Annotated in this window: 21 protein-coding genes; 13 read left to right on the top strand and 8 right to left on the bottom strand. The window is 63.6% G+C overall.

Features of this window, described 5'->3' with window-relative positions; all coding sequences use genetic code 11:
* Positions 1–317: 317 nt before the first annotated feature.
* Positions 318–1,229 carry a sensor domain-containing diguanylate cyclase gene (locus L4X63_RS12495; RefSeq protein WP_250678971.1) on the top strand — a complete coding sequence of 304 codons (912 nt, stop codon included), beginning with the start codon at positions 318–320 and terminating at the stop codon, positions 1,227–1,229.
* A 10-nt stretch (positions 1,230–1,239) separates the two neighbouring features.
* Positions 1,240–1,746, top strand: coding sequence for a cupin domain-containing protein (locus tag L4X63_RS12490; protein ID WP_250678970.1), 507 nt, complete (start codon positions 1,240–1,242; stop codon positions 1,744–1,746).
* Positions 1,747–1,859: 113 nt separating this feature from the next.
* Here the strand turns inward: L4X63_RS12490 and L4X63_RS12485 are convergent, their stop codons facing one another.
* On the bottom strand, positions 1,860–3,641 hold the full coding sequence (locus L4X63_RS12485; RefSeq protein WP_250678969.1) for a methyl-accepting chemotaxis protein: 1,782 nt from the start codon (positions 3,639–3,641) through the stop codon (positions 1,860–1,862).
* A gap of 233 nt (positions 3,642–3,874) precedes the next feature.
* Between L4X63_RS12485 and L4X63_RS12480 the strand changes: the two genes are divergently transcribed.
* The 3 genes from L4X63_RS12480 (at position 3,875) to L4X63_RS12470 (ending at position 7,331) form a co-directional block, all read left to right on the top strand.
* On the top strand, positions 3,875–5,245 hold the full coding sequence (locus L4X63_RS12480) for a sigma-54-dependent transcriptional regulator (protein ID WP_250678968.1): 1,371 nt from the start codon (positions 3,875–3,877) through the stop codon (positions 5,243–5,245).
* A 200-nt stretch (positions 5,246–5,445) separates the two neighbouring features.
* Positions 5,446–5,703: a Franean1_4349 family RiPP gene (locus L4X63_RS12475; RefSeq protein ID WP_250678967.1), complete on the top strand. Its 258-nt coding sequence runs from the start codon at positions 5,446–5,448 to the stop codon at positions 5,701–5,703.
* A complete protein-coding gene (locus L4X63_RS12470; RefSeq protein ID WP_250678966.1) occupies positions 5,700–7,331 on the top strand; it encodes a methyl-accepting chemotaxis protein in 1,632 nt (543 codons plus the stop codon). The genes L4X63_RS12475 and L4X63_RS12470 overlap by 4 nt, the downstream gene beginning before the upstream one ends.
* Positions 7,332–7,470: 139 nt before the next feature.
* Here the strand turns inward: L4X63_RS12470 and L4X63_RS12465 are convergent, their stop codons facing one another.
* A complete protein-coding gene (locus tag L4X63_RS12465) occupies positions 7,471–7,965 on the bottom strand; it encodes a hypothetical protein (RefSeq protein WP_250678965.1) in 495 nt (164 codons plus the stop codon).
* 295 nt (positions 7,966–8,260) lie between these two features.
* On the opposite strand from L4X63_RS12465, the gene L4X63_RS12460 reads away from it, so the two are divergent.
* The 5 genes from L4X63_RS12460 (at position 8,261) to topA (ending at position 13,642) form a co-directional block, all read left to right on the top strand.
* Positions 8,261–8,518, top strand: coding sequence for a hypothetical protein (locus L4X63_RS12460; RefSeq protein ID WP_250678964.1), 258 nt, complete (start codon positions 8,261–8,263; stop codon positions 8,516–8,518).
* Positions 8,519–8,566: 48 nt separating this feature from the next.
* Positions 8,567–9,172, top strand: coding sequence for a CAP domain-containing protein (locus L4X63_RS12455; protein WP_250678963.1), 606 nt, complete (start codon positions 8,567–8,569; stop codon positions 9,170–9,172).
* A 155-nt stretch (positions 9,173–9,327) separates the two neighbouring features.
* Positions 9,328–10,920 (top strand): AAA family ATPase, encoded by a 1,593-nt coding sequence (locus tag L4X63_RS12450; protein ID WP_250678962.1) that lies wholly within the window; start codon positions 9,328–9,330, stop codon positions 10,918–10,920.
* A gap of 34 nt (positions 10,921–10,954) precedes the next feature.
* Positions 10,955–11,755, top strand: a complete 801-nt coding sequence (locus tag L4X63_RS12445) for a general secretion pathway protein GspB (protein ID WP_250678961.1) — start codon at positions 10,955–10,957, stop codon at positions 11,753–11,755.
* A gap of 81 nt (positions 11,756–11,836) precedes the next feature.
* Complete coding sequence (gene topA, locus L4X63_RS12440; RefSeq protein WP_250678960.1) at positions 11,837–13,642, top strand: type I DNA topoisomerase; 1,806 nt, start codon at positions 11,837–11,839, stop codon at positions 13,640–13,642.
* Positions 13,643–13,655: 13 nt separating this feature from the next.
* On the opposite strand, the gene L4X63_RS12435 is transcribed toward topA, so the two are convergent.
* Positions 13,656–13,985, bottom strand: coding sequence for a HigA family addiction module antitoxin (locus tag L4X63_RS12435; protein ID WP_250678959.1), 330 nt, complete (start codon positions 13,983–13,985; stop codon positions 13,656–13,658).
* A gap of 69 nt (positions 13,986–14,054) precedes the next feature.
* Positions 14,055–14,333, bottom strand: coding sequence for a type II toxin-antitoxin system RelE/ParE family toxin (locus L4X63_RS12430; protein WP_250678958.1), 279 nt, complete (start codon positions 14,331–14,333; stop codon positions 14,055–14,057).
* 468 nt (positions 14,334–14,801) lie between these two features.
* Here L4X63_RS12430 and L4X63_RS12425 point away from each other — a divergent pair, with 468 nt between their 5' ends.
* The 3 genes from L4X63_RS12425 to L4X63_RS12415 all read left to right on the top strand — a co-directional run bounded on the left by L4X63_RS12425 (position 14,802) and on the right by L4X63_RS12415 (position 20,698).
* The gene (locus L4X63_RS12425) at positions 14,802–15,062 is read left to right on the top strand and encodes a hypothetical protein (RefSeq protein ID WP_250678957.1); all 261 of its coding nucleotides are present in this window, start codon (positions 14,802–14,804) and stop codon (positions 15,060–15,062) included.
* A 547-nt stretch (positions 15,063–15,609) separates the two neighbouring features.
* Positions 15,610–19,746 carry a PAS domain S-box protein gene (locus tag L4X63_RS12420; RefSeq protein WP_250678956.1) on the top strand — a complete coding sequence of 1,379 codons (4,137 nt, stop codon included), beginning with the start codon at positions 15,610–15,612 and terminating at the stop codon, positions 19,744–19,746.
* Positions 19,733–20,698: a diguanylate cyclase gene (locus tag L4X63_RS12415; RefSeq protein WP_250678955.1), complete on the top strand. Its 966-nt coding sequence runs from the start codon at positions 19,733–19,735 to the stop codon at positions 20,696–20,698. Before L4X63_RS12420 ends, L4X63_RS12415 begins: the two co-directional genes overlap by 14 nt.
* Positions 20,699–20,943: 245 nt before the next feature.
* Here the strand turns inward: L4X63_RS12415 and L4X63_RS12410 are convergent, their stop codons facing one another.
* The 4 genes from L4X63_RS12410 to L4X63_RS12395 all read right to left on the bottom strand — a co-directional run bounded on the left by L4X63_RS12410 (position 20,944) and on the right by L4X63_RS12395 (position 25,155).
* Positions 20,944–21,525, bottom strand: a complete 582-nt coding sequence (locus tag L4X63_RS12410; protein WP_250678954.1) for a cob(I)yrinic acid a,c-diamide adenosyltransferase — start codon at positions 21,523–21,525, stop codon at positions 20,944–20,946.
* Positions 21,526–21,720: 195 nt separating this feature from the next.
* On the bottom strand, positions 21,721–22,842 hold the full coding sequence (locus L4X63_RS12405; RefSeq protein ID WP_250678953.1) for a dipeptide epimerase: 1,122 nt from the start codon (positions 22,840–22,842) through the stop codon (positions 21,721–21,723).
* A gap of 131 nt (positions 22,843–22,973) precedes the next feature.
* Complete coding sequence (locus L4X63_RS12400) at positions 22,974–24,221, bottom strand: adenylosuccinate synthetase (RefSeq protein ID WP_250678952.1); 1,248 nt, start codon at positions 24,219–24,221, stop codon at positions 22,974–22,976.
* Between the two features lie 4 nt (positions 24,222–24,225).
* Positions 24,226–25,155: a hypothetical protein gene (locus L4X63_RS12395; RefSeq protein WP_250678951.1), complete on the bottom strand. Its 930-nt coding sequence runs from the start codon at positions 25,153–25,155 to the stop codon at positions 24,226–24,228.
* Positions 25,156–25,200: the final 45 nt, after the last annotated feature.

Below are 25,200 nucleotides of genomic sequence, written 5' to 3'. Positions count from 1 at the left end.
CCGCGAAAGGGGGTGAAAATGCGCCGTTCATCCGGGCCCCGGTTCCCTGCCGCCGGTACCCGGAACGAGAGGATTGCCAAGCCAGATTTAAAACGCTATTATATGGGCGCAAAATTACACTTACGCGCCGCCAATGTCAAGGTTCAAGACGGGTTAGCCCCGCTCCCCCCGGCCATTTTTGCTCCCCCGCCCGTCACCCGGGGCCGGGTGGCCGGGGAGCACGATCTCCGGGCCGGCGTCAGCGTCCTCTCTCAGGCCTTCCTGCCAGAACGGCTCGCCGCATAGACCCCGATCCCACGCCTTCTCCAGGAGTCCCCATGGATACCCCCACCACCGAAACGGAAATCTCCCCCGCGCTCTTGCTCGACAGCCTGTTCGACGGAGTCTACTGCATCGACCTCAACCGGCGCATCTCCTACTGGAACAAGGGAGCCGAGCGGATCACCGGCTACCGGCGCGAAGAAGTGATCGGCAACAGCTGCGCCGACCATATCCTCCAGCACATCGACATCGAAGGGTGCGAGGTCTGCAACGATGGGTGTCCCCTCCATAACGCGATGACCGACGGCGAGCACCACGAGCTGACCGCCATGGTGCAACACAAGCAGGGGTTCCGCCTTCCGGTCCAGGTACGGGTCTCGCCGGTCAGAAACAGCGGCGGGGCGATCGTAGGGGCGGTGGAAATCTTCACCGACAGTAACGCCATGCAGATGATGGAGCAGTTGGACAGGCTGCGCCACGACCTCTTCACCGACCCCTTGACCGATACCGGCACCAGGCGCCTGGGCGAGATGGCCCTCGACTCCACGGTCGGGGAGTGGCAAACCCGCCTCACCCCCTTCGGCATCCTCTTCCTCGACATCGACAACTTCAAGAACGTCAACGACCGTTACGGCCACCCCACCGGCGACGAGGTGCTGGCCATGGTGGCCAAGTCGATCGCCCACGTGGTCAGGAAGCTCGACGTGGTCGCCCGCTGGGGCGGCGAGGAGTTCATCGCCATCCTGCCGGGGGCAAACCAGGCAACCCTGGTCTCCATGGCGGAGAGGATCCGGAGCACGGTCGAGCGGAGTTTCATCACGGTCGGGGAGGAGATCGTCGGGGTGACCATCTCGATCGGGGGGACCATGATCCGCAGCGGCGACGACGCCGAGAGCATCATCTCCCGCGCCGACTCGCTCATGTATCAAAGCAAGCAGCAGGGCAGGAACCGGGTAACCATCGGATAGGGGAGGGGGAATGAGGGAGATCGCTGTGCAAGAGCTGGTGGCCCGGCTCGGATTGACCCGGCACCCGGAAGGGGGATGGTTCCGGGAGACCTACCGGTCGCCGGAGATCGTTGGTACCGGGGCTCTGCCGGAGCGCTTCGGCGGGAGCCGGTCGTTTTGCACCTCCATCTATTTTCTGCTCGAGGCGGGAGACATCTCCGCGCTGCACCGGATAAAGTCGGACGAGCTCTGGCACTTCCACCTCGGCTCCCCCCTCACCGTCCAGGTCATCACTCCCGAAGGGGAGCGCCGGGAACTGAGGCTCGGAAGCGATCTTGCCGCAGGGGAGAGCCTGCAGGCGGTGGTGCCGGCGGGATGCTGGTTCGGGGCCGAGCTCTCCGGCGGGGAGGGATTCGCCCTGGTCGGCTGCACCGTCTCCCCCGGTTTCGACTTCGCCGACTTCGAGATGGGCGAACGCGGCTCCCTCCTCGCGCTCTTTCCCGCCCACCGCGAACTCATCACCCGGTTGACCCGATGATCCTCACCCTATCCTCCCCTTGAGGCGAAAGGGACCCGCACTCCGTGGTCCCGTGAAATGAGGGGACACCATAAAAAAAAGCCCGCGGTCGGCGGGCTTTTTTCGTTATTAGGTCAGCTTTCGGCCGGGCCGGGCTCGGGCAGCCCCGGCGGGGAAGGGGAGGGGGCGTTCCGTGCGGATGCCCCTTGCTGATAGCGAAGGCCGGCCATCTCCTGCTGCAGCAGGGCCACCTGCCGCGAGAGGCCGCTGACCGCGCCGTTGATGACCCGGGTGCTCTCCACGTTGCTGCGGGAGGACTCCTGGATGTTCTCCATGGCGTTGACGATGAGCTTCGAGCTCCTGGTCTCGTCCTCGCACGCCTGCCTGACGTCGCCGATGGTGGCGGTGATGTCCTCGGTGGCACGGACGATGTGGTTCGAGGACTCGCTCTGGGCGCGGGTGGAGATCCTGACCTGCGCGGTGAGATCCTTCATCCTCTGCACGGCCGAGATGATCAGCTCGCTGCCGCGTCCCTGCTCGCGGGTCGCCCGGGCGATCTGCCGCACCATGTCGGCCACCCGCTGCATGGCGTTGCTCATGTTCTGGCTCATGCGCGACTGCGCCTCGGTGAAGTCGGCGATCTCGTCCACCTGGCCGGCGGCCTGCTGGACCCCCGCCACGATCTTCTTGAGCGCCTCCCCGGAGCGCTTGGAAAGCCGGTCCCCCTCGACGATCCGCTTCTCCGAGAGCCGGATGGCGGAGACCACGCGATCGGTCTCTTCCTGGACCCCCCCGATGATCTCGGAGATCTCCTGGGTCGAGCTGCGGGTCCGGCGGGCGAGCTCCTTGATCTCCTCGGCCACCACCGCGAACCCCTTGCCGTGCTCCCCCGCCTGGGCGGCGATGATGGAGGCGTTGAGGGCGAGGAGCTTGGTCTGCTCGGCCACCTCGTCGATGACCATCAGGATCTTGCCGATATCGACCGTGCGGACCGCGAGGTTCTCGATCGCCTCCACCGAGGAGCTCGAGGAGCTGCGGATCTCGTTGAAGCCGGCGATGGTCGCCTCGACCGCCTTGCGCCCTTCCTCGGCGTCCCGGCGGACGCTTTCGGAGATGGCGGCGGTCTTGGCTGCGTTCTCTCCGACCTGCTTGATGGAAACGTCCAGATCCCCCACCAGTGCCGAGGTGGTGGCCGACTCCTGCATGAGGCTGTCGGCGCTCTCCCCGATCTGCCGTTCGGCGGCGGTCATCTCGATAATGGAGGCGCTCACCTCGTCGACCGCGGCGGAAAGGGCCTCCACGTGGAGGTTGACCTCCTCGATGCTGGCCGACATCTCCAGGATGGAGGATGCGTTATCGGTGGCGGAGCTGGAGAGCCCCTCCACCCAGCGGGCGATCTGGAGCACCGCCTCGTTGATCTCCTGCACTGCCACGCTGGCCGAGTTCACCCCTTCCGACTGCAGCTCGGCGGAGTTGACGCCGTTTTGGGCCACCTCGTTCATGTCGCCGGCGATCTTGGTCAGCTCGGCGATCGAGTGGTTGACCTTGGCGACCACCCCGGAGAGGCGTTCCATCATGGTATTGAAATTGTTGTTGAGGGCGCCCAGGTCGTCCATGGTGGTGACCGTCAGGCGGGTGGTGAGGTCGCCGTCCGCGCCGCGGTCGAGGGCAGCCGCCAGCACCCTGACCCGCTGGGCCAGTTTCCTCGATGCCAGCATGGCCAGCACCCCGGCCGCCACGGCCCCTTCCAGGGCGAGGAAGACCAGCGCAGCATAGGCGTAGCCGCGTCCCTCGTGGCCGGGAGGGAGCATGGTCAGCAGGTTCGAGATGCAGGCCACACCGGCCACGGCGATTGCCACGCCGCTTGCCAGCGAGAGCCGGATGAAGTTGTAACCGAGACGCAGGTTGATAGCCATGATGCACTCTCACAGTCGTGGTGCTGAATACCGGTAACCAGGATCGGGATATTACGCCAAAAATGGCGTTCTACACAACTGAAATTAACGCTTGGGTCATTTTTACATTAAAAGAAATCCTCTAGTATCTGGTGGTAGTTGGACAGTTCGAGGGGGTGAAAATAACAGTCAAGTCCGGGAGGGGGCGGCCGATAAGGGTAGAAAAACCCGCAAAGAAGGAAATTGTACCTTTCATGGTCATTCCCACCATCATTGTTGTCGACGACGACCAGTTCTCACTGCACCTTTTGGAGAGCCTGCTGTCCAAGGAATACCAGGTGATCTCCTGCGGTTGCGGCGAGGATGCCCTCAACGCGATGGAGCGCCAGCGCGTCGACCTGGTCGTCTCGGACCTCGTCATGCCCCGCATGGGTGGGCTCCAACTCCTCGAAGAGGTCCAAAAGCGCCACCCCGGTATCCCGATGATCGTCAATACCGCCCACGGCAGCGTGGAGGGCGCCGTCGAGGCGATGCGGCGGGGAGCCTACGACTACCTGGTCAAGCCCTACAACGCCGACGACCTCAGGATGACCGTCAAAAGGGCGCTCGACTACCAGCAGGTCCTCAAGGAAAACGAGCAGATAAAGGGTCTTTTGCGGGAGCGTTTCACCTTCCAGAGCATCGTCACCGTCAATCCGGCCATGAAGGAGATGCTGGCCCTGGCCTCCAAGGTCGCCAACGTCCGGCAGACCACGGTGGCGATCTACGGCGAGAGCGGCTGCGGCAAGGAGGTGCTGGCCCGCGCCATCCATTTCGCCGGCAAGGGGCTCCCCAACGGTTTCGTCGCGGTCAACTGCGCGGCAATCCCCGAGCACCTGCTGGAGAGCGAGCTCTTCGGCCACGCCCGGGGCGCCTTCACCGGCGCCGACCGGGACCGGGAGGGGAAGTTCAGCCTGGCCCGCGGCGGGACCATCCTTTTGGACGAGATCGGCGACATGCCGCTCCCCCTGCAGGCCAAGCTCCTCAGGGTGCTCCAGGAGCGGGTCTTCGAGAAGATCGGAAGCAACACCCCGATCAACGTGGAGTGCCGGGTCATCGTGGCGACCAACAAGGACCTGGCCTCCGAGGTGGCCGCCGGCCGCTTCCGCGAGGACCTCTTCCACCGGATTAACGTCTTCCCGCTCAGCATCCCGCCGCTTTGCCGGCGCCGCGACGACATCCCCCTTCTGTGCGAGCACATCATGCAGCAGCTCAGGCAGCACCTGGGCAAGCCGCTCCCCGGCATCTCCGAGAAGGCGATGGAGGCGATGCTCGCCTACCGCTGGCCCGGCAACGTGCGCGAGCTGCGTAACTGCCTGGAGCGGGCCGCCATCCTTACCGACGGCGAACTGATCCGCCCCTCCCACCTGGGACTGGGGAACGCCGCCCCGGGCGCTCCCGCTCCCTCTGAGCCCTCCGAGCCCACCGGAGGAGTCGCCTATCAGCTGACCGTCCCGCCGGAAGAGCTCTCCCTCGATGCCCTCACCGAGCAGATCCTTTCCATCACCCTGGAGAGGTGCGGCGGCAACAAGTCGAAGGCGTCCCAGATGCTCAAGGTGAACCGCAAGGTCTTCTACCGCAGCTGACCCCCCTTCTTGGAAAGCGGACCATTCGGCTCCCTTTTGACCCGCAGCGTCACAGTTGTCCCGCTGCGGGACACTCCTTTCGCCTCCTGTGGCGGCTAACTCACTGAGATAACGCACCGTAGCTCTTGGCACTCCTGATGCTACTACCAGGGTAAGGACAGCGCAGGCTGTCCCACCTCGGGACGCAAAAGGAGTTCCCCATGTCACAGGATGCGGTAGAGAAGTTCCTGGGTCGCCTGCTAACCGACGACACCTTCAGAAATTTGGCGGCACGTGCTCCCCAGGAGGCCTGCCGCAGCTATGGATACCCACTGACCGACGAGGAGATCGGCGCCATCAAGGCCGAGCACCTCGCTCTCATCGCGCTGGTGTCGATACGGCTCGACAGCAGCATCAAGCGGTTTTGCACCCGGGCCGGCATTGCCAGCCAAAATCAACATAACGAGGTGGCGTCATGAAAGCCTTCAATGATTTAAAAGTCGGAACCAAGCTTTTGGCCGGGTTCCTTTCCATCGCGCTGATCGCCTGCGTGGTAGGGGTGGTCGGAATCGGCAAGCTCCGCCAGATCGACAGCAAGGACACCCTGCTCTACGAGAAGTACACCGTGCCACTGGCCGATATCGGCACCATGGCGGTGGCCTTCCAGCGCGTCCGGATCAACGTGCGGGACGCGGTGGAGACCAAGGACCCCGCCCAGCGGAAAAACTACGTCGAAACCATGAACCAGCTCCGGGATCTGGTCTCCCAGCGCTCCCAGGAGTTCGAAAAAACGCTCACCACCGACGAGGCCAAGGCCCTGTTCGCGGACTTCACCCAGGCCCGCAAACTCTACCTGCAGTACGCCGACCAGGTGCTGCAACTTGACCAGCAGGGGCACGAGGCCGAAGCGATGGCCCTTCTCCATGGCGACGCCAAGAAGGCCGCCCTCCGCGAGCAGGATCTGCTGGACAAGCTGACCGCCTTGAAGGAGTCCCACGCGAAGCAGATGTCCAAAGAAAATACCGCGCTCGCCAACTCGGCTACCACCACCATGCTGGTGCTGGTGGTGCTGGGGGTGGCGGCCGCGATAGGGCTCGGGCTGCTGATCACCCGGCAGATCACCGGTCCGCTGGCCAAGGCCGTGGAAGCTGCCAACCGGCTGGCCGCCGGGGACCTCACCGCCAAGCTGGAGGTGACCTCCAAGGATGAGAGCGGGCAGCTTTTGGCCGCCATGGACAACATGGTGACCAGCCTGAAGGACATGGTGGAGCAGACGGTCAGGATCTCCAACAGCATCGCCTCGGCCTCCACCCAGCTGCACTCGACCTCGGCCCAGATCGCCACCGGCGCCGAGGAGGTGGCCTCCCAAAGCGGCACCGTGGCCACCGCCAGCGAGGAAATGTCGGCCACCAGCAGCGACATCGCCCGCAACTGCCTGCTGGCCGCCGATATCTCCCGCAAGTCCAACGACACCGCCGAAGCGGGCGCCCGCATCGTGCAGGAGACCATCGTCGGCATGGAGGTGATCGCCGACCGCGTGCGGCAGAGCGCCAACACCGTGGAGGCCCTCGGTACCAGGTCCGAGGAGATCGGCGACATCGTGGGGACCATCGAGGACATCGCCGACCAGACCAACCTGCTGGCACTCAATGCCGCCATCGAGGCCGCCCGCGCTGGAGAGCAGGGACGCGGCTTCGCGGTGGTGGCCGACGAGGTGAGGGCGCTGGCCGAGCGGACCTCCAAGGCCACCAAGGAGATCGGGGCCATGATCAAGGCGATCCAGGGTGATACCAAGGAAGCCGTGCAGGCGATGGGGGCCGGGGTCCAGGAGGCCGAGAAGGGAGCCGTTTCCTCCCGCAAGTCCGGCGAAGCCCTGAAGGAGATCGTGGAGCGCATCAACGAGGTTGCCGCTCAGGTCGCGCAGATAGCCACCGCCGCCGAACAGCAGACCGCCACCACCAGCGAGGTGGCCACCAACATCCAGCAGATCACTCAGGTGGTGCATGAAACCGCTAACGGCGCCGAGGAGACCGCCTCCGCCGCGGCCCAGCTCTCCGAGCAGGCGGTGGAGCTGCAGACGCTGGTGCGCCGCTTCAAATTGGCCTAGCTAGAGAACGTTCGGAAAAACGAAGCCCCTGGCGGAAATGGCCAGGGGCTGTTGGAGAGGAGCCGCCCGCTTTGGGCGGCTTTTTTGTATCATAACCCGCCGGGAAAATCTTCCGGATCGACGGGTGAGGGGAACCGGGCTAGGTGTGGCGCGGCACCGGGAGGCACCCTTCCTTGTCCAGCGCGTCGAGATAGGCGGACCTAAGCTCCACGAAGGCCTGGGTGATCCGGTCGATCAGCGCCTTGTGGCTGCATCCCACCAACTCCAGTAGCCCGTTTTGCTTGGTGGCGATGTAGCGCTCGATCTGGGCGTAGCGGCGGTTGAGCTCGATGTGGTTGTGGCCGAGGGCTCGGTTTACCAGACTCAGCATGGCGTCGGTGACGAAGACGTCGATACCGTAGACGGCGGCGACCATGGGCCGGTCCTTCAGTCTGAAGACCACCCTGAACTCGGGGTAGGGGAACTCGATGCCGGGAAGATGGTCGGGCCCCAGGAAGTTGGAGCAGGTCACCGGCAGCACCTCGATCACGCAGTCAAGCAGGATGGAGTCGATATCGACGGTGGTGAACTGGGGAAGTTTGAGCGCGGCACGGGCAAACTGTTCACCGTGCTCGAGATAGAGTGCAAGCTGCATATGACTCACCTTTGACCATTCCAGCTGGCCGTTTCTTTTGACGCGGCCATTATTTACCAGACTTGGTTTCCAAAACACAAGAACAATCTCTTCGATGGGGGGTGACAGTGGCTGCCGTTTTCCCGATGACGGTCAGGAAATTAATCTAACCTAATTCGTAGCGATGTCAAACGGAAGGCGGTGCCATTGTGGTATGCTGATTCAAGGCTGCCGGGCCAAGGCAAAGGGGGCGGGACGGAGCCGTCTTTGCTGGTAAAAGGGCCGCTGAATGCGAGTCCCATCGGAGGGTAGTGACGTGAAGGCGGAAGTCGTATCGATCAGGTACCGCATCGAACTGAATGAGGTGCAGATTGCCAAGCTCAGAAGAACCTGGCCCAACGGTGATCCATTCTATCCGTATGAGAAGATGGAGCGATATCTGGCACCTCTCCAGGTTGAAGACCTCAACTGGCATCACTACTCCGGTCCCTATCTCTATTTTACCGTCTATGGTGACGATCTGGAAGGGACGCTGGCCGCCGCACTGAGAGTATTCGAGCAAAGGCTCGGTTGATTGCCGGTACCTGTGAGGGACGGGACGATGGCCGTCAGGATGTGGGGCATGATGATCGCTACGCTGCTGGTGCTGGCTCCCGGTACCCAGGCGCTCCCCGGCGACGGCTTCGGCCGCCAGGTGGTGGCGGAGATCAACCTGGCCCGCACGCAGCCGCGGCGCTACGCCCAGTACCTCCGGGAGTTACGCCGTAGCTACTGGGGAAAGTTCTACCGCGCGCCGGGATCGTTAGCCACCGTGGTGACCTCGGAAGGGGGGGGCGCGGTCGACGAGGCCATCGGCTTCGTGGAGCGTCAGGCTCCGCTGCCGCCCCTTACCTGGTCGGACGGCCTTGCCCTGGCGGCCGCCGAGCTGGTGCGCGACGAGGGGCAAAACGGCGACGTCGGGCACCGCGGGCGGCGCAGCGGCACCATGCAGCAGAGGATCGAGCGGCACGGCGACTGGTCCAACCGGATAGCGGAGAACATCGGCTACGGCCCCGAAGATCCCCGGCTGATGGTGATGGAGCTGATCATCGACGACGGCGTTCCCGACCGCGGGCATAGAAAGAACATCTATTCCCGCGCTCTCAAGGTGGCGGGGGCCGCCTGCGGACCGCACCCGGTCTACCGCAACATGTGCGTCATCGACTTCGCCTCCTTCTTCCGGAAGTAACGGGACCGTTTCCGCAGGTGCCCGTCCCCTTCGTTAGCCCTCTCCCTTGCCTTAATCCATGACCACAAGCAGGAAAGAAGTTGACACCGTCTGCGCGAGAAATTATAGCTAGACCGACGGTTTGAAAGCCCCATCCAAAGGACGACTCGGCGAACATGTACTGGGAACAACTCGGCTTCAAAGAACCGCCCTTTGCCCTTACCCCCAACCCTGCCTTTCTCTTCCTGAGCACGCCGCACCAGGAGGCCTTCGCGCACCTGTTGTTCGCCATCGAGAACCGAGTCGGCTTCATCGAGCTCTCCGGCGAGGTCGGCACCGGCAAGACCACGCTGGTCCGTACCCTCCTGAACCACTTGGAGCCCGATACCTACCGGACTGCGCTCATATTCAACCCCACCGTCTCACCGCTCGGCCTCGCGCGGGAGATCAACACCGAATTCGGGATCTCGGCGGAAGGGGGGGAGATCCGGGACCTTCATCAGGCCCTGAACACCTTTCTCCTGGAGGAGAACCGCTGCGGCCGCACGGTGGTGCTGGTCATCGACGAGGCCCAGAACCTCTCGGTCGAGGTAATGGAGCAGATCCGGCTCATCTCCAACCTGGAGACCGAATCGGACAAGCTGATCCAGATCGTGCTGGTGGGGCAGCCGGAGCTGCGGACGCTCCTTTCCCGCTCCGAGCTTCGCCAGCTCGACCAGCGGATCACCGTCCGCTACCACTTGAAGCCGATGGGGTTCGAGGACAGTTGCGATTACATCAGGCACCGGGTGAAGGCGGCAGCCGGCGGTCAGGAGCCGGTGAACTTCGCCCCGGGGGCGTTGAAAAAGATTTTCCGCTTCTCGGGAGGCTTCCCCCGCCTGATCAACGGCGCCTGCGACCGCTCGCTGCTGGCGGCCTATACCGCCGGCCGGCGCGAGGTGTCGTCATCGATGGCCACCGCCTCCTTGGCCGACTTCAGGAGGGAGGAGAAGGGGTCGCGCCGGATCGTCAAGGCGATGGCCGGAGCCGTGGCGCTGGCAGCAGTGGCGGCCTTGATCTTCCTCGCTCTCCCGCGGCAGGACGCCGTGGAGGCGAAGAAACCTGCCCCGGTCGCGGTGGTGGCTCCCTTTTCCCCCGAGCTGGCCCAGCGGGAGCTCGCTTCGGTCTCCCTCCAGGAGAACCTGCCGGTGGCGGTCAACGCGCTCCTCGGGTGCTGGAAGAAACCGCCGGTGAAGCCCACCACCGGCCAGGCGGTAACTCTCGCCTCCCTCCTGCGGGGAAGCGGCCTCACCGCCACCCGGATCACCGCAAACCTGGAGAGCCTCGAACGGCTGGATGCGCCCGCCCTCCTGCACGTCGCAGTGCCCGGTGGAGAGCGGGTGGTGGCCCTCGTCGGGGTGGACCGCGACGGCCTCCAATTGGTTCCGGCGGTAGGCGGGAAAGCACGCCTGAGCGCCGGTGAACTGGGAACCCTGTGGAAGGGGAGCGCGACCGTGCTCTGGAAGGATTTTCACGGGCTGGCGGGAAGGCCGAAGGCCGCGGAGAAGGCGGACAAGGTCAAGCGTCTGCAGGGGCTTTTGAAGGAGGCGGGCTCGTATGCGGGGCCGGTGGACGGCAAGGACGGCGCGCTCACCACTGCCGCCGTCCGGGAGTTCCAGGCCAAGGAGGGGATGACCGTCGACGGGAAGCTGACTCCCGAGACCCTGATGAGGCTCTACCGGCAAGCCGGCGGCTTCTTTCCCCCCGGCATTGTGAAAGACCGGAGATGATACTAAACGACTTTATTGCAATCGAGGGCAACTCATGAGCCTGATACTTGATGCGTTGAGGAAGATGGAGCAGGAGCGGAAAACCCGGCGTCGCGCCGCGGCGGACCTGCGCCCGGAGGTGCTTCGCTACCGCGGCGGCGCCTCCGATCCTCGCCCGCGCCCGTACCTGCAGGTAGCTGCCGGTGCGGCTCTCCTTGTGGCCGGTATCGGTGCCGGATTCTTCCTGAAGGGGCATGGCGATGGCGATCGCCCAGCCGCCGTGCGCCAGGAGGCCGTTCGTGAGATGCAGGAAAACAGCGCCGCCGCTCCACCGGCCGCGGTGATGGTAGCCCCGGCCGCCCCGCTTCCTCCCAAGGCGGCGGAAACCTCCGCCCCGGCTCCGGCCGGGCCTGCTGCCAGCGCGGTTGCCCCGTCCCATGCGAAGACGGCACCGCCGTCCTCTGCCGCCGCACCGGTCTCTGCGCCTTCCGTCCCGGCTGCTTCCGGTGGCGGCGAGCGCGTTTCGGCTCCCACCCCGGCGGGCAAGGCGAAGACCAGGACGGCAGCGGCGGCCGGTGGGGTGCGCGGTGTGGCACGGGAACCGGTGGTCAAAATGAAGGGCTCCCGGGATGACGCTCCGGTTGCCAGCCAGGGTGGCTCCGACATCACCATCTCCGGCATCGCATTCCAGGACGAGCGGAGCCTGCGCCGGGCGGTGCTCAACGGCACCCTCGTGAAAGAAGGGGAAGAAGTCGCCGGTGCGCGGGTGGTGGAGATCAAGGAAACCAAGGTCCGCCTCTCCCGGAACGGCCGCCAGTTCGACGTCGTCTTCTCCTCGTCCGTCCCGCAGCGTTGACACCTTCGAGCGATTGAGTCTCCCCGCCGGGATGGTATGCTCCCGGTATCGTTCCCCGACCCGCACACCTGGAGGTGACCCTTGCTGATCATCGTCGAGTCGCCGACCAAGGCGAAGAAGATACAATCCATCCTCAAGACCAAGACCATCTCCACGGTCGGCCATTTCAAGGACCTCCCCGATGCTTCCATGGGGGTCGACCTCGCCACCTACCAACCGACCTTCATCCTCCACGAGAAAAAGAAGAACCTCCCCAAGGAACTCAAGGCGGCGGCCAAGGGGGAGACCGTCATGCTGGCCGGTGACCCCGACCGCGAAGGATACGCCATCAGCCGGCACATCTTCGAAGAGGTCAAGGGGGTGGCCAAGGAGTGTCTCCGGATGGAGATCTTCGAGGTGACCGAGAAGGGGCTCAAGGATTCACTCTCCCGCGCGGTTCCCTTCGAAAAGACCAACGCCGGGCTGTACCATGCCTTCCTGGGGCGGCGGGTGGGGGACCGGCTGGTAGGTTACATCCTCTCCCCGCTGGCGAGCCGCGACCTTGCCGGGAAGTTCAGCGTCGGGCGCGTGCAGTCGCCTGCGGTGCGCCTCGTGGTGGACCGGGAGCGGGAGATCCGTGCCTTCGTCCCCGCGCCGTACTGGATCCTCGCCATCGTGCTGGAGAAAGGGGGGATCGAGTTCCTGGCCCGCCACCTCCGGGGGAAGTTCGAGCGGAAGGAGGAGGCGGAGGCGATCGTTGCCGCTATCCAAGGCGCCAAGGAGGCGCTGGCGGAGAAGGTGGAAAAGAAGGAAACCCGCCAGTCGCCCAAGCCTCCCTTCACGACCGTCGACCTCCAGGCCGCGGCGGCGGCCCGTCTGAAGCTTTCCCCCGAGCAGACCATGAAGCTCGCCCAGGCTCTCTTCGATCACGGTCTCATCACCTACCACCGTACCGACTCGGTCCGCATGGCCGACGAGTTCGTGGCCGAGATCCGCACCTTTCTCTCCGCTTCGCTGGGGGAGCGCTACGTCCCTCCCAAGCCGCACCAGTACAAGTCCAAGAACAGCCAGGCCGACGCCCACGAGGGTATCCGCCCCACCCACCTCCATGAGCTCTCCGGAATCAACGCGCTGATGGGGAGGGAAGGGCTGACCGCCGAACATGCCCGGCTCTACGAGCTGATCTTCCGGCGGGCGGTGGCGAGCCAGATGGCGCAGGCGGTCTACGACTCCACCGTCATGCTCTTCGAGGCCGCCGGAGAACGGTTCCGGGCCAGCGGCAGGGTACTGAAATTCGACGGCTTTCTCCGTATCTATACCGATCAGGAGGAGGATAAGGAGGGGAAGGAGGACGACCCGGTGCAGGCCCTTCCCGAGGTCGTGCGGGGCGAGATGGTTCCCAAGAAAGGGGAAAAGCTGGACGAGAAGAAGACCAAGCCTCCGGGGCGCTTCACCTTCGGCTCCCTGGTCAAGGAGCTGGAGCGGCTGGAGATCGGCCGTCCGTCGACTTATGCGGCCATCACCCGGAACATCGCCGAGCGCGGTTACGTGCGGGAGGAAAAGGGGAAGGTGGTGCCGCTTCCGCCCGGAGAGGCGCTGGTCGACTACCTGCGGACCAAGCACGGCTGGGTGATCGACTACGACCTCACCCGCCGGATGGAAGGGTTCCTCGACCTGGTGGTGGACAACAAGGAGAGCTGGCAGCGCTTCTGCAAAGGGGTCCACGCCAAGATGGGGTACGCCGTTCCGCCTTCCAGGGGTGACGGCAACGCCCCCAGCGAGGGGCAGCTCAGGTACGCCAAGGCGCTGGCCGAAAGAGCCCGCGTCGAGATCCCCGCCTCGGTGCTCGCCAGCCGCCAGGAGATCTCCAAGTGGATCGACGGAGCGAAAAAGAAGGGCACGAAGTAACCGCTGGGGACGGTCAGGCTGCCTTCAGCGACCTCGGCTGAATTCGTAACTTCAGTTTTTCACCCACAAGACGCCTGGCAACCCTGAGGTCGTAATCGGCCTGCAGACCGGTCCAAAGTTCAGGGGAGACGGAGAAGAATAAACCTAGTCTCAACGCTGTGTCTGCGGTGATGCTTCTTTTGCCATTGACGATCTCGCTGATCCGGCCTGGCGGCACGTCGATTTCCCTCGCAAGTGCATTGATACTAAGCCCCAGAGGTTTCATGAAATCTTCCATTAAAACCTCACCCGGCGGGATCAGGTCGAGTAGATCTCCTTCCTGTACCGCGATCTTAGCTTCCATCTTTCCCTACCTCCAATAACGTTTCGTTCGCTTAAGCATCGATAACCGCTCTGGCAATAGATGCTCTTCCTAGTGGTAGTCCACTATTTCCACATCAAAGGCATTTTCTCCATCCCATCGGAAACAGACCCGCCACTTGTCGTTTACCCTGATGCTGTACTGTCCGTCGCGGTCGCCTGTCAGTGCTTCCAATCTGTTGCCAGGCGGGTTCCTGAGGTCGTGAATGGTCCGGGCCTGATTAAGGAGGAGCAGTTTCCGCCTTGCCGTCCTCTCGACCTCCACAAATCTTGCAACCCTCTTGTCGGCAAATAACGCCTCTACCTCGCTGTTCTTGAAGGTCTTGATCATATCGGGTGATTCCCACCCTCCCTATTTGCCGACTGTTGTTGTGCCTATTACGTAATGCGTTATACCAGAAAATAAAGTCACGAGCAAATCTTTACAGATCGCGCACTCGCTCTCGTCACGGTACCGCGAACACTACCTGGAGAAGCTGCCGATCTCGACGTGGGACATGACCTTTTCGAGGAAGCGGGTCATGAGCTGTCGGTAGCCGCTTTTTAGTGTGTGATAACTAATGAGCGTATACTATCAGTTTTACCAGGGACCACAACCGGCCAACGGTCAAAGTATGTGCGAAGCCTCTCTGCCTTATGTGCCGGGGCTGAACACCATCTGTTCACCTGCCGGACAGTTCCAAGGCGCAACTTGGGAGACATCCAACCGAGGCAATGAGTTACCGTTTGCTGCCATTGGCATACTGCTTGAAAGAGATACTGGCACTGGACGGAATTGTTGTTGTCAAAGGAGATCTCAATGTCGGCGTTAGTGCACTTTGGTAGAGTAATTCCGCTGGTTTTCCCCGAGATCTTCCCTAATACCTCTTGCTCGATATTTGACACCACCGTCAAGAATCCGACACCTGGCGCTGACCTTCAGCCCTCCCCGGGTACCGCGGACCTCCCTTGGGACAGCCAGGACGAGATGCGTGCCCGGCGTATGAAGAGCCTGTACCAAAGGAGTCTCCGCACCCAGCGTCACAGCGACGGCCTGACCTACAGCGGGCTTCGCGCCTGATCCACCTTATCCCCAGCACTAAAGGCCTCTTCCCGATCGGGGAGAGGCCTTTTTAGTTCCGTGACACTCCCCGGCGACCCGCTCGACCCGCTCTTCGATCTTCGAGCCGGCTTGCTGATTACGAATCAGCTACTCTTCCAACTGAGTTACTCCGGCTGATCGATACTATCAAGCGCACCGCCCCAGTCACGCCGCCCCCCCTAGTCGTCTCCCGCTCACCGCCTCCTGATCCCCCTCCCAATCCTCCTCCCAATCCTCCTCTTAATCCTCCTCCCAATCCTCCTCTTAATCCTCCTCTTAATCCTCCTCTTAATCCTCCTCTTAATCCTCCTCTTAATCCTCCTCCCGCGCCCTTTCTTCCGCAGCTCGTCCTGGTAAAATTAACGAAAACATCCGCCGTATATCATTAAAGGTTTTGTCTGATCCAGCCGATACCATTGGCAGCGGCTTTTGTTCTCCCTCTCTACCTTTTTAAATATCTCCCGGAAGGGAGCTGTCAGTTGCACGTCAACCGTCGAAGGAACGTCCGCTACGGCAGGTACACGATATGCCCAGGTTGAGCCTCACCACGAAGATGAGTGTCATGGTCTGCCTGCTGGTAGCGGCGGTCATGATCGGCGTCACCTTGACCGCCTCCTGGTATCTCCAGGAGCAGTTCACCGCCTCGGTCTCCTCCCAGCAGTTCGCCATGGTCACCGCCATGGCCAGCGAGATCGAGGGGAAGATCGCCATCGCCCAGCAGCAGCTCTCCACCATCACCGGTGTGGTTCCTGCCGAGGCGCTGCGAAGCCGGGAGGAGGCGCGCCGCTTTCTCGCCACCCGGCCGGAAGCCCTGGCCATCTTCGACGGCGGCATCTTTCTCCTCGATGGCAAGGGGGGGCTCCTCGGGGTACTTCCCCATGATCCCGACATGGTCGGCAAAGACCTCTCCTACCGCGATTACTTCAAGCAGACCATGGCGAGCGGGGAGCCGTGCATCTCGGTCCCGCTTCTTTCCCTCCAGCGCCCCCGGGTCCCCATCGTCATCTTCACCGCCCCCATATTCGGCCCGCGCGGCGAGGCGGTCGGGATGCTGGGGGGGATCCATGACCTGAGCAAGGCAAGCTTTTTCGCCGAGTTCGGCAACGCCTCCCTCGGCAAAAACGGCTACCTCACCCTTTACCACAAGGACCGCACCATCATCGCCCACCGCGATCTCAAGCGGATACTTTCCAAGGGATCGCCGCCGGGAAGGGACCCGCTCTTCGACGATGCCATTGCGGGAAGGAACGGGACCGGCGAACGGATCGATTCCGATGGCCGCCAGGTGCTCACCTCCTACAAGCGGCTGTCGACGGTCGACTGGATTCTTTCGGCAAGCTACCTCAAAGCCGACGCCTACGCACCGCTCCAGAAGACCCGGGGATACCTGATGGCAACGCTGGTGACCGCGCTCGCCCTCACCGTGCTGGCCACCTGGGTGTTCATGCACCGGCTGACCTCCCCCCTTACCACTTTCATCCGTCACGTCGAGTCGATGACCGGTTCCGACCAGGAGCCGACGCCGATCTCCATCAAGACCCGGGACGAGATCGGCACCCTGGCGCTCGCCTTCAACCGGATGGTGCAGGAGACCCATAAGCAGAAGGCGGCCGCGCTGGCCCATGAGGCCTTTACCGACAGCCTTCTGCAGAACTCGTCGGTTGCCACCTTCGTGCTCGATGCCCAGCACCGGGTCGTCATCTGGAACCGCGCCTGCGAGGAGCTGACGGGAGTTCCCGCCTCCGAAGTGATCTCGAGCGGCCAGCCGTGGAAGGCTTTCTATCCCTCCCCGCGCCCGGTGCTGGCCGATTTCGTCATCGACCAGGGGGAGCTCGATCTCACCGGCTACTACACCCTGTGCGCCCGTTCGCCGTTCGCCCCCGATGGGCTCTGCGCCGAAGAGTGGTTCCCCAACCTCAAAGGACGCACCCGTTTCCTCAGCTTCGAGGCCGCCCCGATACGCGATGCGGACGGCAGGATCATCGCCGCCATCCAGACCCTGCAGGACCTGACCGACCGCAAGGAGGCCGAGGAGTCGCTGCAAAAGCTGTTGCTGGCGGTGGAACAGATGCCGGTGACCGTCATGATCACCGACCGCGACGGCATCATCGAGTACGTCAACCCCCACTTCACGGTGACCACCGGCTACCTCCCCGAGGAGGCCATCGGCAAGAACCCCCGCCTGGTCCGTTCCGGCCTGCACCCGAGGGAGTTTTTCGAGGACCTCTGGAACACCATCCTTTCCGGGCGCGAGTGGCGCGGCGAGTTGCTCAACCGCCGGATGAACGGCGAGGTGTACTGGGAGTCCGCCTCCATTTCGCCGGTGAAAGGGATCGACGGGGAGATCCACCATTTCGTGGCGGTGAAGGAGGACATCACCCTCCGCAAGCAGGCCGAGGAGGCCCTCCGGCGGAGCGACGAGCGGATCCGCCTGCTGCTGGAATCGACCGCCGAGGCGATCTACGGCACCGACCTCAGGGGATCCTGCACCTTCGCCAACCCCGCCTGCGCCAAGATCCTCGGTTACAACGATCCCGACGAACTGCTCGGCAAGAACATGCACCTGCTGATCCACCACAGCCACCTGGACGGGACGATCTTCCTCGGCACCGAATGCCCGCTGCTCGGCGTGCTCCGGGGAGGGGAGGGGCTCCACGGCGACGACCAGGTCTTCTGGCACAAGGACGGTTCCCCCTTTGCCGTGGAGTACTGGTCCTACCCGCAGCTCCAGGACGGCCAGGTGGTGGGGGGAGTGGTGACCTTCCTCGACATCACCGAGCGGAAGCGGGCCGAGGAGGAACTCCGCAAAGCCACCGCCGCCGCCGAGGCCGCCACCCGGGCCAAGAGCGCGTTCCTCGCCAACATGAGCCACGAGATCCGCACCCCGATGAACGCCGTGATCGGCATGCTCTACCTGCTGCGCCAGACCGCTCTCAACGACCGGCAGCAGGACTACCTGGAAAAGGCCCAGACCGCCAGCAACATCCTGCTCAGGCTGATCAACGAGATACTCGATTTCTCCAAGGTCGAGGCGGGGAAACTGGAGCTCGAGCAGGTGGCCTTCTCCCTCGACAAGGTGCTCACCGACCTGACGACGCTGGCCAGCGCGACCTTGCAAGGGAAGCCGGTCAAGCTCGTGGTGAACCGTTCGCCGCAGGTGCCCGACATCCTGGTCGGCGACCCGCTCCGCCTCGGGCAGGTCCTTCTCAACCTGACCAGCAACGCCACCAAGTTCACCCAGGAGGGGAGTATCGAGGTGGGGGTGGTGCTGCTCGCGGAAGAGGGGGGCGACGTGGTGGTCCGCTTCAGCGTCACCGATACCGGGATCGGGATGACGCCGGAGCAGCAGGCCACCCTCTTCAACGCCTTCTCCCAGGCGGATTCCTCCACCACCCGCAAGTACGGCGGGACCGGTCTCGGCCTCACCATCAGCCAGCACCTGGTGGAACTGATGGGAGGCACCATCCGGGTGGAGAGCGAGGTGGGCAAGGGGAGCACCTTCAGTTTCGAGATCTGCCTGCAGCGCCACACCGGGGAGCGGAGCCTCGCCGTCACCGAACCGGCTCCGGCCGAGGTGCCCGTGAAGGAGGGGGGGCTTTCCGGCGTCCGTCTGCTGCTGGTGGAGGACAATTCGCTCAACCAGCAACTGGTCCATGAGCTCCTGGTTCACCGCGGCGCCCGGGTCGACATGGTATCCAACGGGCAGGAGGCGGTGGACCGCCTCGCCAGTCACGGCCACCTCTACCAGGCGGTCCTGATGGACGTCCAGATGCCGGTGATGGGCGGCTTGGAGGCTACCCGCCGGATACGCCTCAACCCGAAACTCACCTCGCTCCCGATCATCGCAATGACCGCCTCGGCGCTGGCGAGCGAGCGCGACGACTGCATCGAGGCGGGGATGAACGACCAGGTCAACAAGCCGATCGATGTGGACGACCTGTTCTCCAAGCTCAAGCACTGGGTGAAGGGGGAAGAAATTCTCCCCGTGGCGGAACCGCTGGCGGGCGAAGAGGGCGAGGAGGTGATCTTCCCGGAACGGCTGCCGGGGCTTGATTTCGAGCGGGGGCTGAAGACCGTGGAGAACCCTCTGCTCCTCAAGCGGCTCCTCTTGAGCTTCGCGCGGGAGAACGAGGGGACCCTGGCCGAGCTCGACGAGGTCCTGGCCTCCGGGGAATACGCCAAGGCGCGGCTCCTGGTACACACCGTCAAGGGGGTAGGGGGGAACCTGGGGGCCGGGGAACTGTTCAGTGCCGGTTCGCGGCTGGAGGCGGCACTTCTCTCCGCGGAACCTGCGGCCCTCGACGAGCTCGTCGCGTCGCTCAGGGAGAGGCTTAGCGAGGTGCTCGCCTCGATCGCCATCCTGGAAGCGAAGTGGGAGGCCGCGGCGGTCGAGGAGGCTGCGCCGGCGGCGGCCCCCTCTCCGCTGGACCGCGACCGGGTCGCCTCGCTGGGAGCGAAGCTGGCCGAGCTTTTGGAGGCCCACAACCTGCGGGCCCTGACCCTTTGGGACGATCTCCGTCCGCTGCTTCCGGCCGAGGAGGGGAAACGGGTGGATGCCGCGTTGCAGTCCCTCGATTTCGCCGACGCCGAGAAGCTTCTGGCCGGCATTATGCGGCAACTCGGGCTTGGCCCGGACCAGCGAGGAAGCGATGAACACGCCTGATGCCCAAAAGACACGCCAGAGAGTCCTCATCGTGGACGACACGCTGGCAAACATCGAGATCCTCTACAAGATCCTCCAGGACGACTACGATGTCTTCTTCGCCAAAAGCGGCATCGACGGACTGAAGGTGGTCCAGCGGGATGCTCCCGACCTCATCCTGCTCGATATCATGATGCCCGACATGGACGGCTACCAGGTCTGCGAGATCCTCAAGAAGGATCCGGTCACCGCGCCCATTCCGGTGATCTTTGTGACCGCCATGGGAAGAGCCGAGGACGAGACCCGCGGGCTGGACTGCGGGGCGATCGACTACATCACCAAGCCGATCAGCGTCCCGATCGTGAAGGCGAGGGTGAGAAACCACCTCGAGCTCAAGCGGAGCCGGGACCTTCTGAACGCCCTCAGCCGGGAGCTGGCCGAGAAGAACCGGGAGCTGGAGGTGCTGGCGCGGGCCGACGGCCTGACCGGAATCGCCAACCGGCGCACCTTCGACGAGACCGTTTCGGCCGAGATCAAGCGTGCGGTGCGCAGCCGGCAGCCGCTCTCCCTGATCCTTTTCGACATCGATTTCTTCAAGCAGTACAACGACTGCTACGGACACGTGGCCGGAGACCATTGCCTGCAGACCATGGGGGCTTTGATGAGGGAGACCTTCCGGCGGGCAGGGGATCTCACCGCGCGCTACGGCGGAGAGGAGTTCGTCGTCGTGCTGCCCGACACGACACCGGCCAAGGCGGCGAAGCTTGCGGACCGGCTGAGAGAAGAGCTGCAGAAGCGGGCGATTCCACATGCCGAGAGCAAAGTGGGGGAGGTGGTGACCGTGAGTGCCGGGGTATCCGGCGGGATCATGGTGGCCGATGTCGGTCCCGAGGAAGTAGTAGCCCAGGCCGACGAGGCGCTCTACCGGTCGAAGCAGAGCGGTAGGAACCGGGTGAGCGTCTTCGGAGAATAAGAATCAAACTGCAAACCTTAGAACGCGGATGACGCGGATTTAACGGATTTGCGCGGATAAAGCAAAAGGCATTGAAGTTCCCCTCAAGCCTTTGTCTAATCCGCCTTTATCCGCCCAATCCGCGTCATCCGCGTTCCCGGTTATTGTTTTTGTTTTAAAGCTTCCGCCGTTCCCCTCAAGCCTTTGCCTGATCCGCCTTTATCCGTTCAATCCGTGTCATCCGTGTTCCATTGCTTCTGAGGTTTTCAGTAATCAATCCCCGGCTGTGGCTCAATGTCTTTCCTGTACGCGTGCTTCACCTCGACAATCTCGCTCACCGTGTCGGCCCGTTCGATCACTTCCGGCAGTGCGTCCCTTCCGGTCAGCACCAGGTGGAGCAGCTCAGGTTTGAGGTCCAACAGTTCCATCACCTGGGGCTGGTCCACCAGCTTGAGCTTCACCGCGTTATTGATCTCGTCGAGGATCACGATCTCGAATTTCCCTGAAGTTATCTTCTCCCTCGCCAGTTCCATCGCGTCCTGGGCGTTGGCGCGGTGCTCATTCCAGGGATAGGGGTTGCCGAGGATGCCGCAGAACCCTTTGCCGGTCGTGTGCAACTCCACCAGCTTGCCGAGCATTTTCACCCCGTCCCATTCCCCGGCGTAGAGGTCCCCCTTCATGAACTGGATGATGCAGACCCGCATGCCGTGCCCGGCCGCGCGCAGTGCCATGCCGAGGGCCGAAGTCGTCTTCCCCTTGCCGTGACCGGTGATGACCACCGTCAGGCCCCGTTTCACTTTCGGTTCCAGCCGCTGTATGGTGAGCGGCGGACTCCCCTGCTTGCTCATGAGAAGACCCTCCCCAGGAAATTATCCCACCACAGAGGGAGGCGGGCAAGGGAGGAACGGTGCCAGGTGAGGTACGGCAGACTCAAGGCTTTGAACACGGATGACACGGATTGCACGGATAAAGGCGGATCAAACAGAACTTTTGGGTAACATCAAAGGCTCTTGCTTTATCCGCCTTTATCCGTGTTCATCCGTCTAATCCGTGTTCCATGATTTTGAGAGGTCTACCCCGATGCCGGGGCCGGCTCCGGCGAGGTCGAACCTTCCGCTCTCGTCGAGATAGGGAGAGTGGGAGAGATCTCCCTTGATGAAGAAGGTGGTGTCGAGGTCGGCAAAATCGACGCACCCGAGTCCGGCCGCGAGGTGCGCCGAGGCGGTGATCGACAGCGCGCTCTCCATCATGGCACCGAGCATCAGCGGTATCCCGTGGTCACTCGCCAGTCGGGCGATCTGCGCCCCTTCGAAGAAGCCGCTCTTCATGGTCTTGATGTTGATGGCGCTGACCGCGTTGCTCTCCACCGCCCGCTGCGCATCGGCGAGCGAGCCGACGCTTTCGTCCGCGCAGACCAGCGTGCCGGATCCCTGGAGCGCCCGGGTTATCGCCGCCAGCCCGTCCCAGTCCTGTTTCGGCACCGGCTGCTCGAGGAGGACCGGCCGGCACCCGTGGCTATCAAGCCGGTCCAGAAAAGCGAGCATCCGCTTCGCATCGAACCCCATGTTGGCGTCGAGGATCAGCCGGCTCTCCGGCGCCATCTCCCGTACCGCCAGGATGCGAGCCAGATCGAGCTCCTCGTCCTTGCCGATCTTGATCTTGAAGGCCGTGAACCCGCGGGAGGCGAACTCCCTGGCGGTTGCCCGCGCCTCCTCGAGCGACCCTATGACCACGGTGATGTCGGTGGCGAAGGCGAGTGCCGGCTCCCTGGAAGTGATCCCGGTAAAGAGCCGGTAAAGGGGGATCCCCTGCAGGCGGCTCGCGACATCCAGCAGCGCCATCTCCAGCGCCGCAAGCCCGGCATGGTTCCCCGCGAAAGACGGGGCCAGCTCACGGCAGACCTCTTCCACCGATTCGATGGTGCGCCCCTTGAGAGCCGCAGCCGCCGACTTCAGGTTGGCCACCGTACCCGGCACCGTTTCCCCCGTGATATGGGAGGCGACCGCAGCCTCCCCGTACCCGCGCACCCCGTCGCTGGTGGTGAGACGCACGAAGACGTTATCCAGCTCGTCGTGCTGCCCCGTCGCAATACGGAAGGGGGAGACCAGCGGTGCCTTGATAATGGAAACCGCCGCATCGGCAACAGTAAACGTCACGTTATTCATCTTATCTATCTCCCTTGATTTCTCCTGGAACAGTATCCCATCAACGATGCAATGGCACAACCCCGGGCCTATTTGGATGCTCCCCGGGCCTCTTTGGATGCGCTCTGAGCCTCTATGGATGAGCTCCGGGCCTATATGGATGCGCCCACGGTCAAGTCGTGGCAAATCCTCACGCTTTGACTCCTCGAGGTGACCGTTTCACGGGTCGGGCCCGCACTGACGTAGACGCGGGGGAAACCGACTGTCGAGCGGGCGATCTGCACGACATCATCCGGCAAGCCTACCCTCAGTTGCCCCCCTTTGACATAGGTGAGGCGCCCATCGATTTGGTCGAGACAGGTGACGGCCAGGGATGGACGTATCGCCACCCCTTCGCACTGCCCGAGATCGCGGGCGATGGTCCGCTCCAGGAGGTCGAGGTTCAGCCAGGCAAAGCGCAGCGTCCCCTGGTGCGGGTTCGGAATGTTGGTACGGTCCTGGATCCCTGGGTACGGCTTGCCCGGAAGCTCGAAAGGAAGCGGCCCGGCACCGTGGCGCGTCAGGTAGGCGCGGCTGACGTAGGTGACATCGAGGCTCTCGATGCCTGCCTCCCGCGCGAGGATGGAGGCATTGTAGAGCCCGGTGCGGGAACGGGTTACGTGCGGAAACCACTCGTGCGTCTCGTCCAGAAGCAGCCCCTGCGCCCCCTCGAAAACGAGCTGCCGGGGCTGCCTGAGCAGGTCCGCACCGGTCACCACGACCTGGCCGGCAAAGGCTTCGGCATCCTCCAGAAAGCCCGAGACAAGGAGGCCGCTTCCGATGAGCGTGCCGAACCGCTCATCCAACTCGCCGATACCGAGCGCCGCGAGGCGCCTTGGCAGATAGCTCTCGCGGATCTCCATGAGCTTGCGGCGAAGGCCCGGGAGATCTTCCAGGTCCGCCACCGTGGTCCGGTAACGCGGGTCGAGGCAGCGCTCGATGGTCTCGCCAAAGCCGACGCCGCAACTGCCGTGTCTCCCCGCGCCCCGCATGGTTTCCGCAGCCTGGTTCAGGAGCATGTCGAAGGGCGTCGTCACCAGGGCGTCCCGGTCGGCGTACACCGGCGGCAGGCTGCCGGGAAGGACCCGCAGGAGCTGATCCCGCTCCTTGAAGAACAGCAGCGGGTTGACCACGAAAAACCGGCTAAGGTAGGTAGGGGCGCCGGCGAAGGTCCCGGCGCCGATGTGCCCGAACACGTGGGAGGCTCCCGACGGCACGGTCACCGTGTGCCCGGCCTGCCCACCGCCGTTGAAACGCACCACCAGCGCATCGCTTCCGTAGGCGCTGGCGAAGTAGTCGGTCATGAGACCCTTCCCTTCGTCCCCCAGCGCCGCCCCTATCACTACCTTGGCCGTTTTCATAGCGTTACCCTCTTAAAAACCTCACGAGACCTCCCAGGCCGAACTCCTGGCGGCGGGTGAGGGATTTCAAGGCGGCCCTCACCGCTACCGAGGTGTCGCCGTTCCAGGAGGCGACCACGTCGTCGCGGTCGGCCCCTTCGTTGACCTGGATGGTGGAGACGATCACTTCCGCCATTTTGGTGTGATCGGAGAGACGGATGGCACGCTGTCCCATGAGCCTCGTCCACTTGCTTGCCACCCGGTCTCCGTAGCTGCGGAAGTGGCTCCCCTCCTCGACCATCAGGTGGTAGACGTGGTAGTAGCGCGACACGACGGCAAGGAGCGCTTCAGCGGTCAGGTCCGCCTGCGGCCTGGTCCCCAAGACCTGCTCGATCTCCGCAGCCCGGAGCACCATCTGCGGCTCCTCGTCCCCTGCCGTGAAGAGGTACCCTTTCTTGCCGCGCTTCTCGAAACAGTCGATGGAGGTATGCATGGCGGCGAAGTACCACGGGAGGAGATAGCTTTCGTGGTTGTTCCCTCCGCCGCCTCCCTCCAGCCAGATCTGGCGAAGCTGCTCGGCGATCCTGATGTCCGCCTCGAACTGGGTGACCTGGAGCGGCGCGCGGTCGCATTCGACGTCGCCGTTGGCCATGAACATGATGTGGGGGTCCGAGACCGGCTTCCTCGCGTAGATCTCGGTGGCCAGCGTGTGGCACCCCTGACGGACCATGACGTCGGCCAAAAATCCCATCGATCCGGTGACGTCCACGTCGACGATGATGGCGTGGCTATTAGGGTTGTCGGCAGAGTCGCGGGATTCCCGCATGCCGACCCCGTGCGGATTCAGGGCCGGATGCAGCGACCTTGAGCTGAAGACCGTGGAGGTTGATCTCCCCCTGATGTGCGTGGTGGTGTACCTGTCCCAATCGGCGTCGGTGAATCGTCCCGTTCCCATGGCGTCCTCCTTTTCAGGCGTTCCGGCCGCACCGGAAGCCTTGGT

It is taken from the genome of Geomonas sp. Red32, from assembly GCF_023652955.1.
In the GTDB taxonomy this organism is placed as follows: Bacteria; Desulfobacterota; Desulfuromonadia; order Geobacterales; family Geobacteraceae; genus Geomonas.
This window is presented reverse-complemented; position numbering and strand designations above follow the sequence as displayed.

Coding starts and splice junctions, on each gene's coding strand:
- L4X63_RS12495 (WP_250678971.1), top strand. CDS start 318: ATGGATACCCCCACCACCGAAACGGAAATCTCCCCCGCGCTCTTGCTC.
- L4X63_RS12490 (WP_250678970.1), top strand. CDS start 1,240: ATGAGGGAGATCGCTGTGCAAGAGCTGGTGGCCCGGCTCGGATTGACC.
- L4X63_RS12485 (WP_250678969.1), bottom strand. CDS start 3,641: ATGGCTATCAACCTGCGTCTCGGTTACAACTTCATCCGGCTCTCGCTG.
- L4X63_RS12480 (WP_250678968.1), top strand. CDS start 3,875: ATGGTCATTCCCACCATCATTGTTGTCGACGACGACCAGTTCTCACTG.
- L4X63_RS12475 (WP_250678967.1), top strand. CDS start 5,446: ATGTCACAGGATGCGGTAGAGAAGTTCCTGGGTCGCCTGCTAACCGAC.
- L4X63_RS12470 (WP_250678966.1), top strand. CDS start 5,700: ATGAAAGCCTTCAATGATTTAAAAGTCGGAACCAAGCTTTTGGCCGGG.
- L4X63_RS12465 (WP_250678965.1), bottom strand. CDS start 7,965: ATGCAGCTTGCACTCTATCTCGAGCACGGTGAACAGTTTGCCCGTGCC.
- L4X63_RS12455 (WP_250678963.1), top strand. CDS start 8,567: ATGATGATCGCTACGCTGCTGGTGCTGGCTCCCGGTACCCAGGCGCTC.
- L4X63_RS12450 (WP_250678962.1), top strand. CDS start 9,328: ATGTACTGGGAACAACTCGGCTTCAAAGAACCGCCCTTTGCCCTTACC.
- L4X63_RS12445 (WP_250678961.1), top strand. CDS start 10,955: ATGAGCCTGATACTTGATGCGTTGAGGAAGATGGAGCAGGAGCGGAAA.
- L4X63_RS12435 (WP_250678959.1), bottom strand. CDS start 13,985: ATGGAAGCTAAGATCGCGGTACAGGAAGGAGATCTACTCGACCTGATC.
- L4X63_RS12430 (WP_250678958.1), bottom strand. CDS start 14,333: ATGATCAAGACCTTCAAGAACAGCGAGGTAGAGGCGTTATTTGCCGAC.
- L4X63_RS12425 (WP_250678957.1), top strand. CDS start 14,802: ATGTCGGCGTTAGTGCACTTTGGTAGAGTAATTCCGCTGGTTTTCCCC.
- L4X63_RS12420 (WP_250678956.1), top strand. CDS start 15,610: ATGCCCAGGTTGAGCCTCACCACGAAGATGAGTGTCATGGTCTGCCTG.
- L4X63_RS12415 (WP_250678955.1), top strand. CDS start 19,733: ATGAACACGCCTGATGCCCAAAAGACACGCCAGAGAGTCCTCATCGTG.
- L4X63_RS12410 (WP_250678954.1), bottom strand. CDS start 21,525: ATGAGCAAGCAGGGGAGTCCGCCGCTCACCATACAGCGGCTGGAACCG.
- L4X63_RS12405 (WP_250678953.1), bottom strand. CDS start 22,842: ATGAATAACGTGACGTTTACTGTTGCCGATGCGGCGGTTTCCATTATC.
- L4X63_RS12400 (WP_250678952.1), bottom strand. CDS start 24,221: ATGAAAACGGCCAAGGTAGTGATAGGGGCGGCGCTGGGGGACGAAGGG.
- L4X63_RS12395 (WP_250678951.1), bottom strand. CDS start 25,155: ATGGGAACGGGACGATTCACCGACGCCGATTGGGACAGGTACACCACC.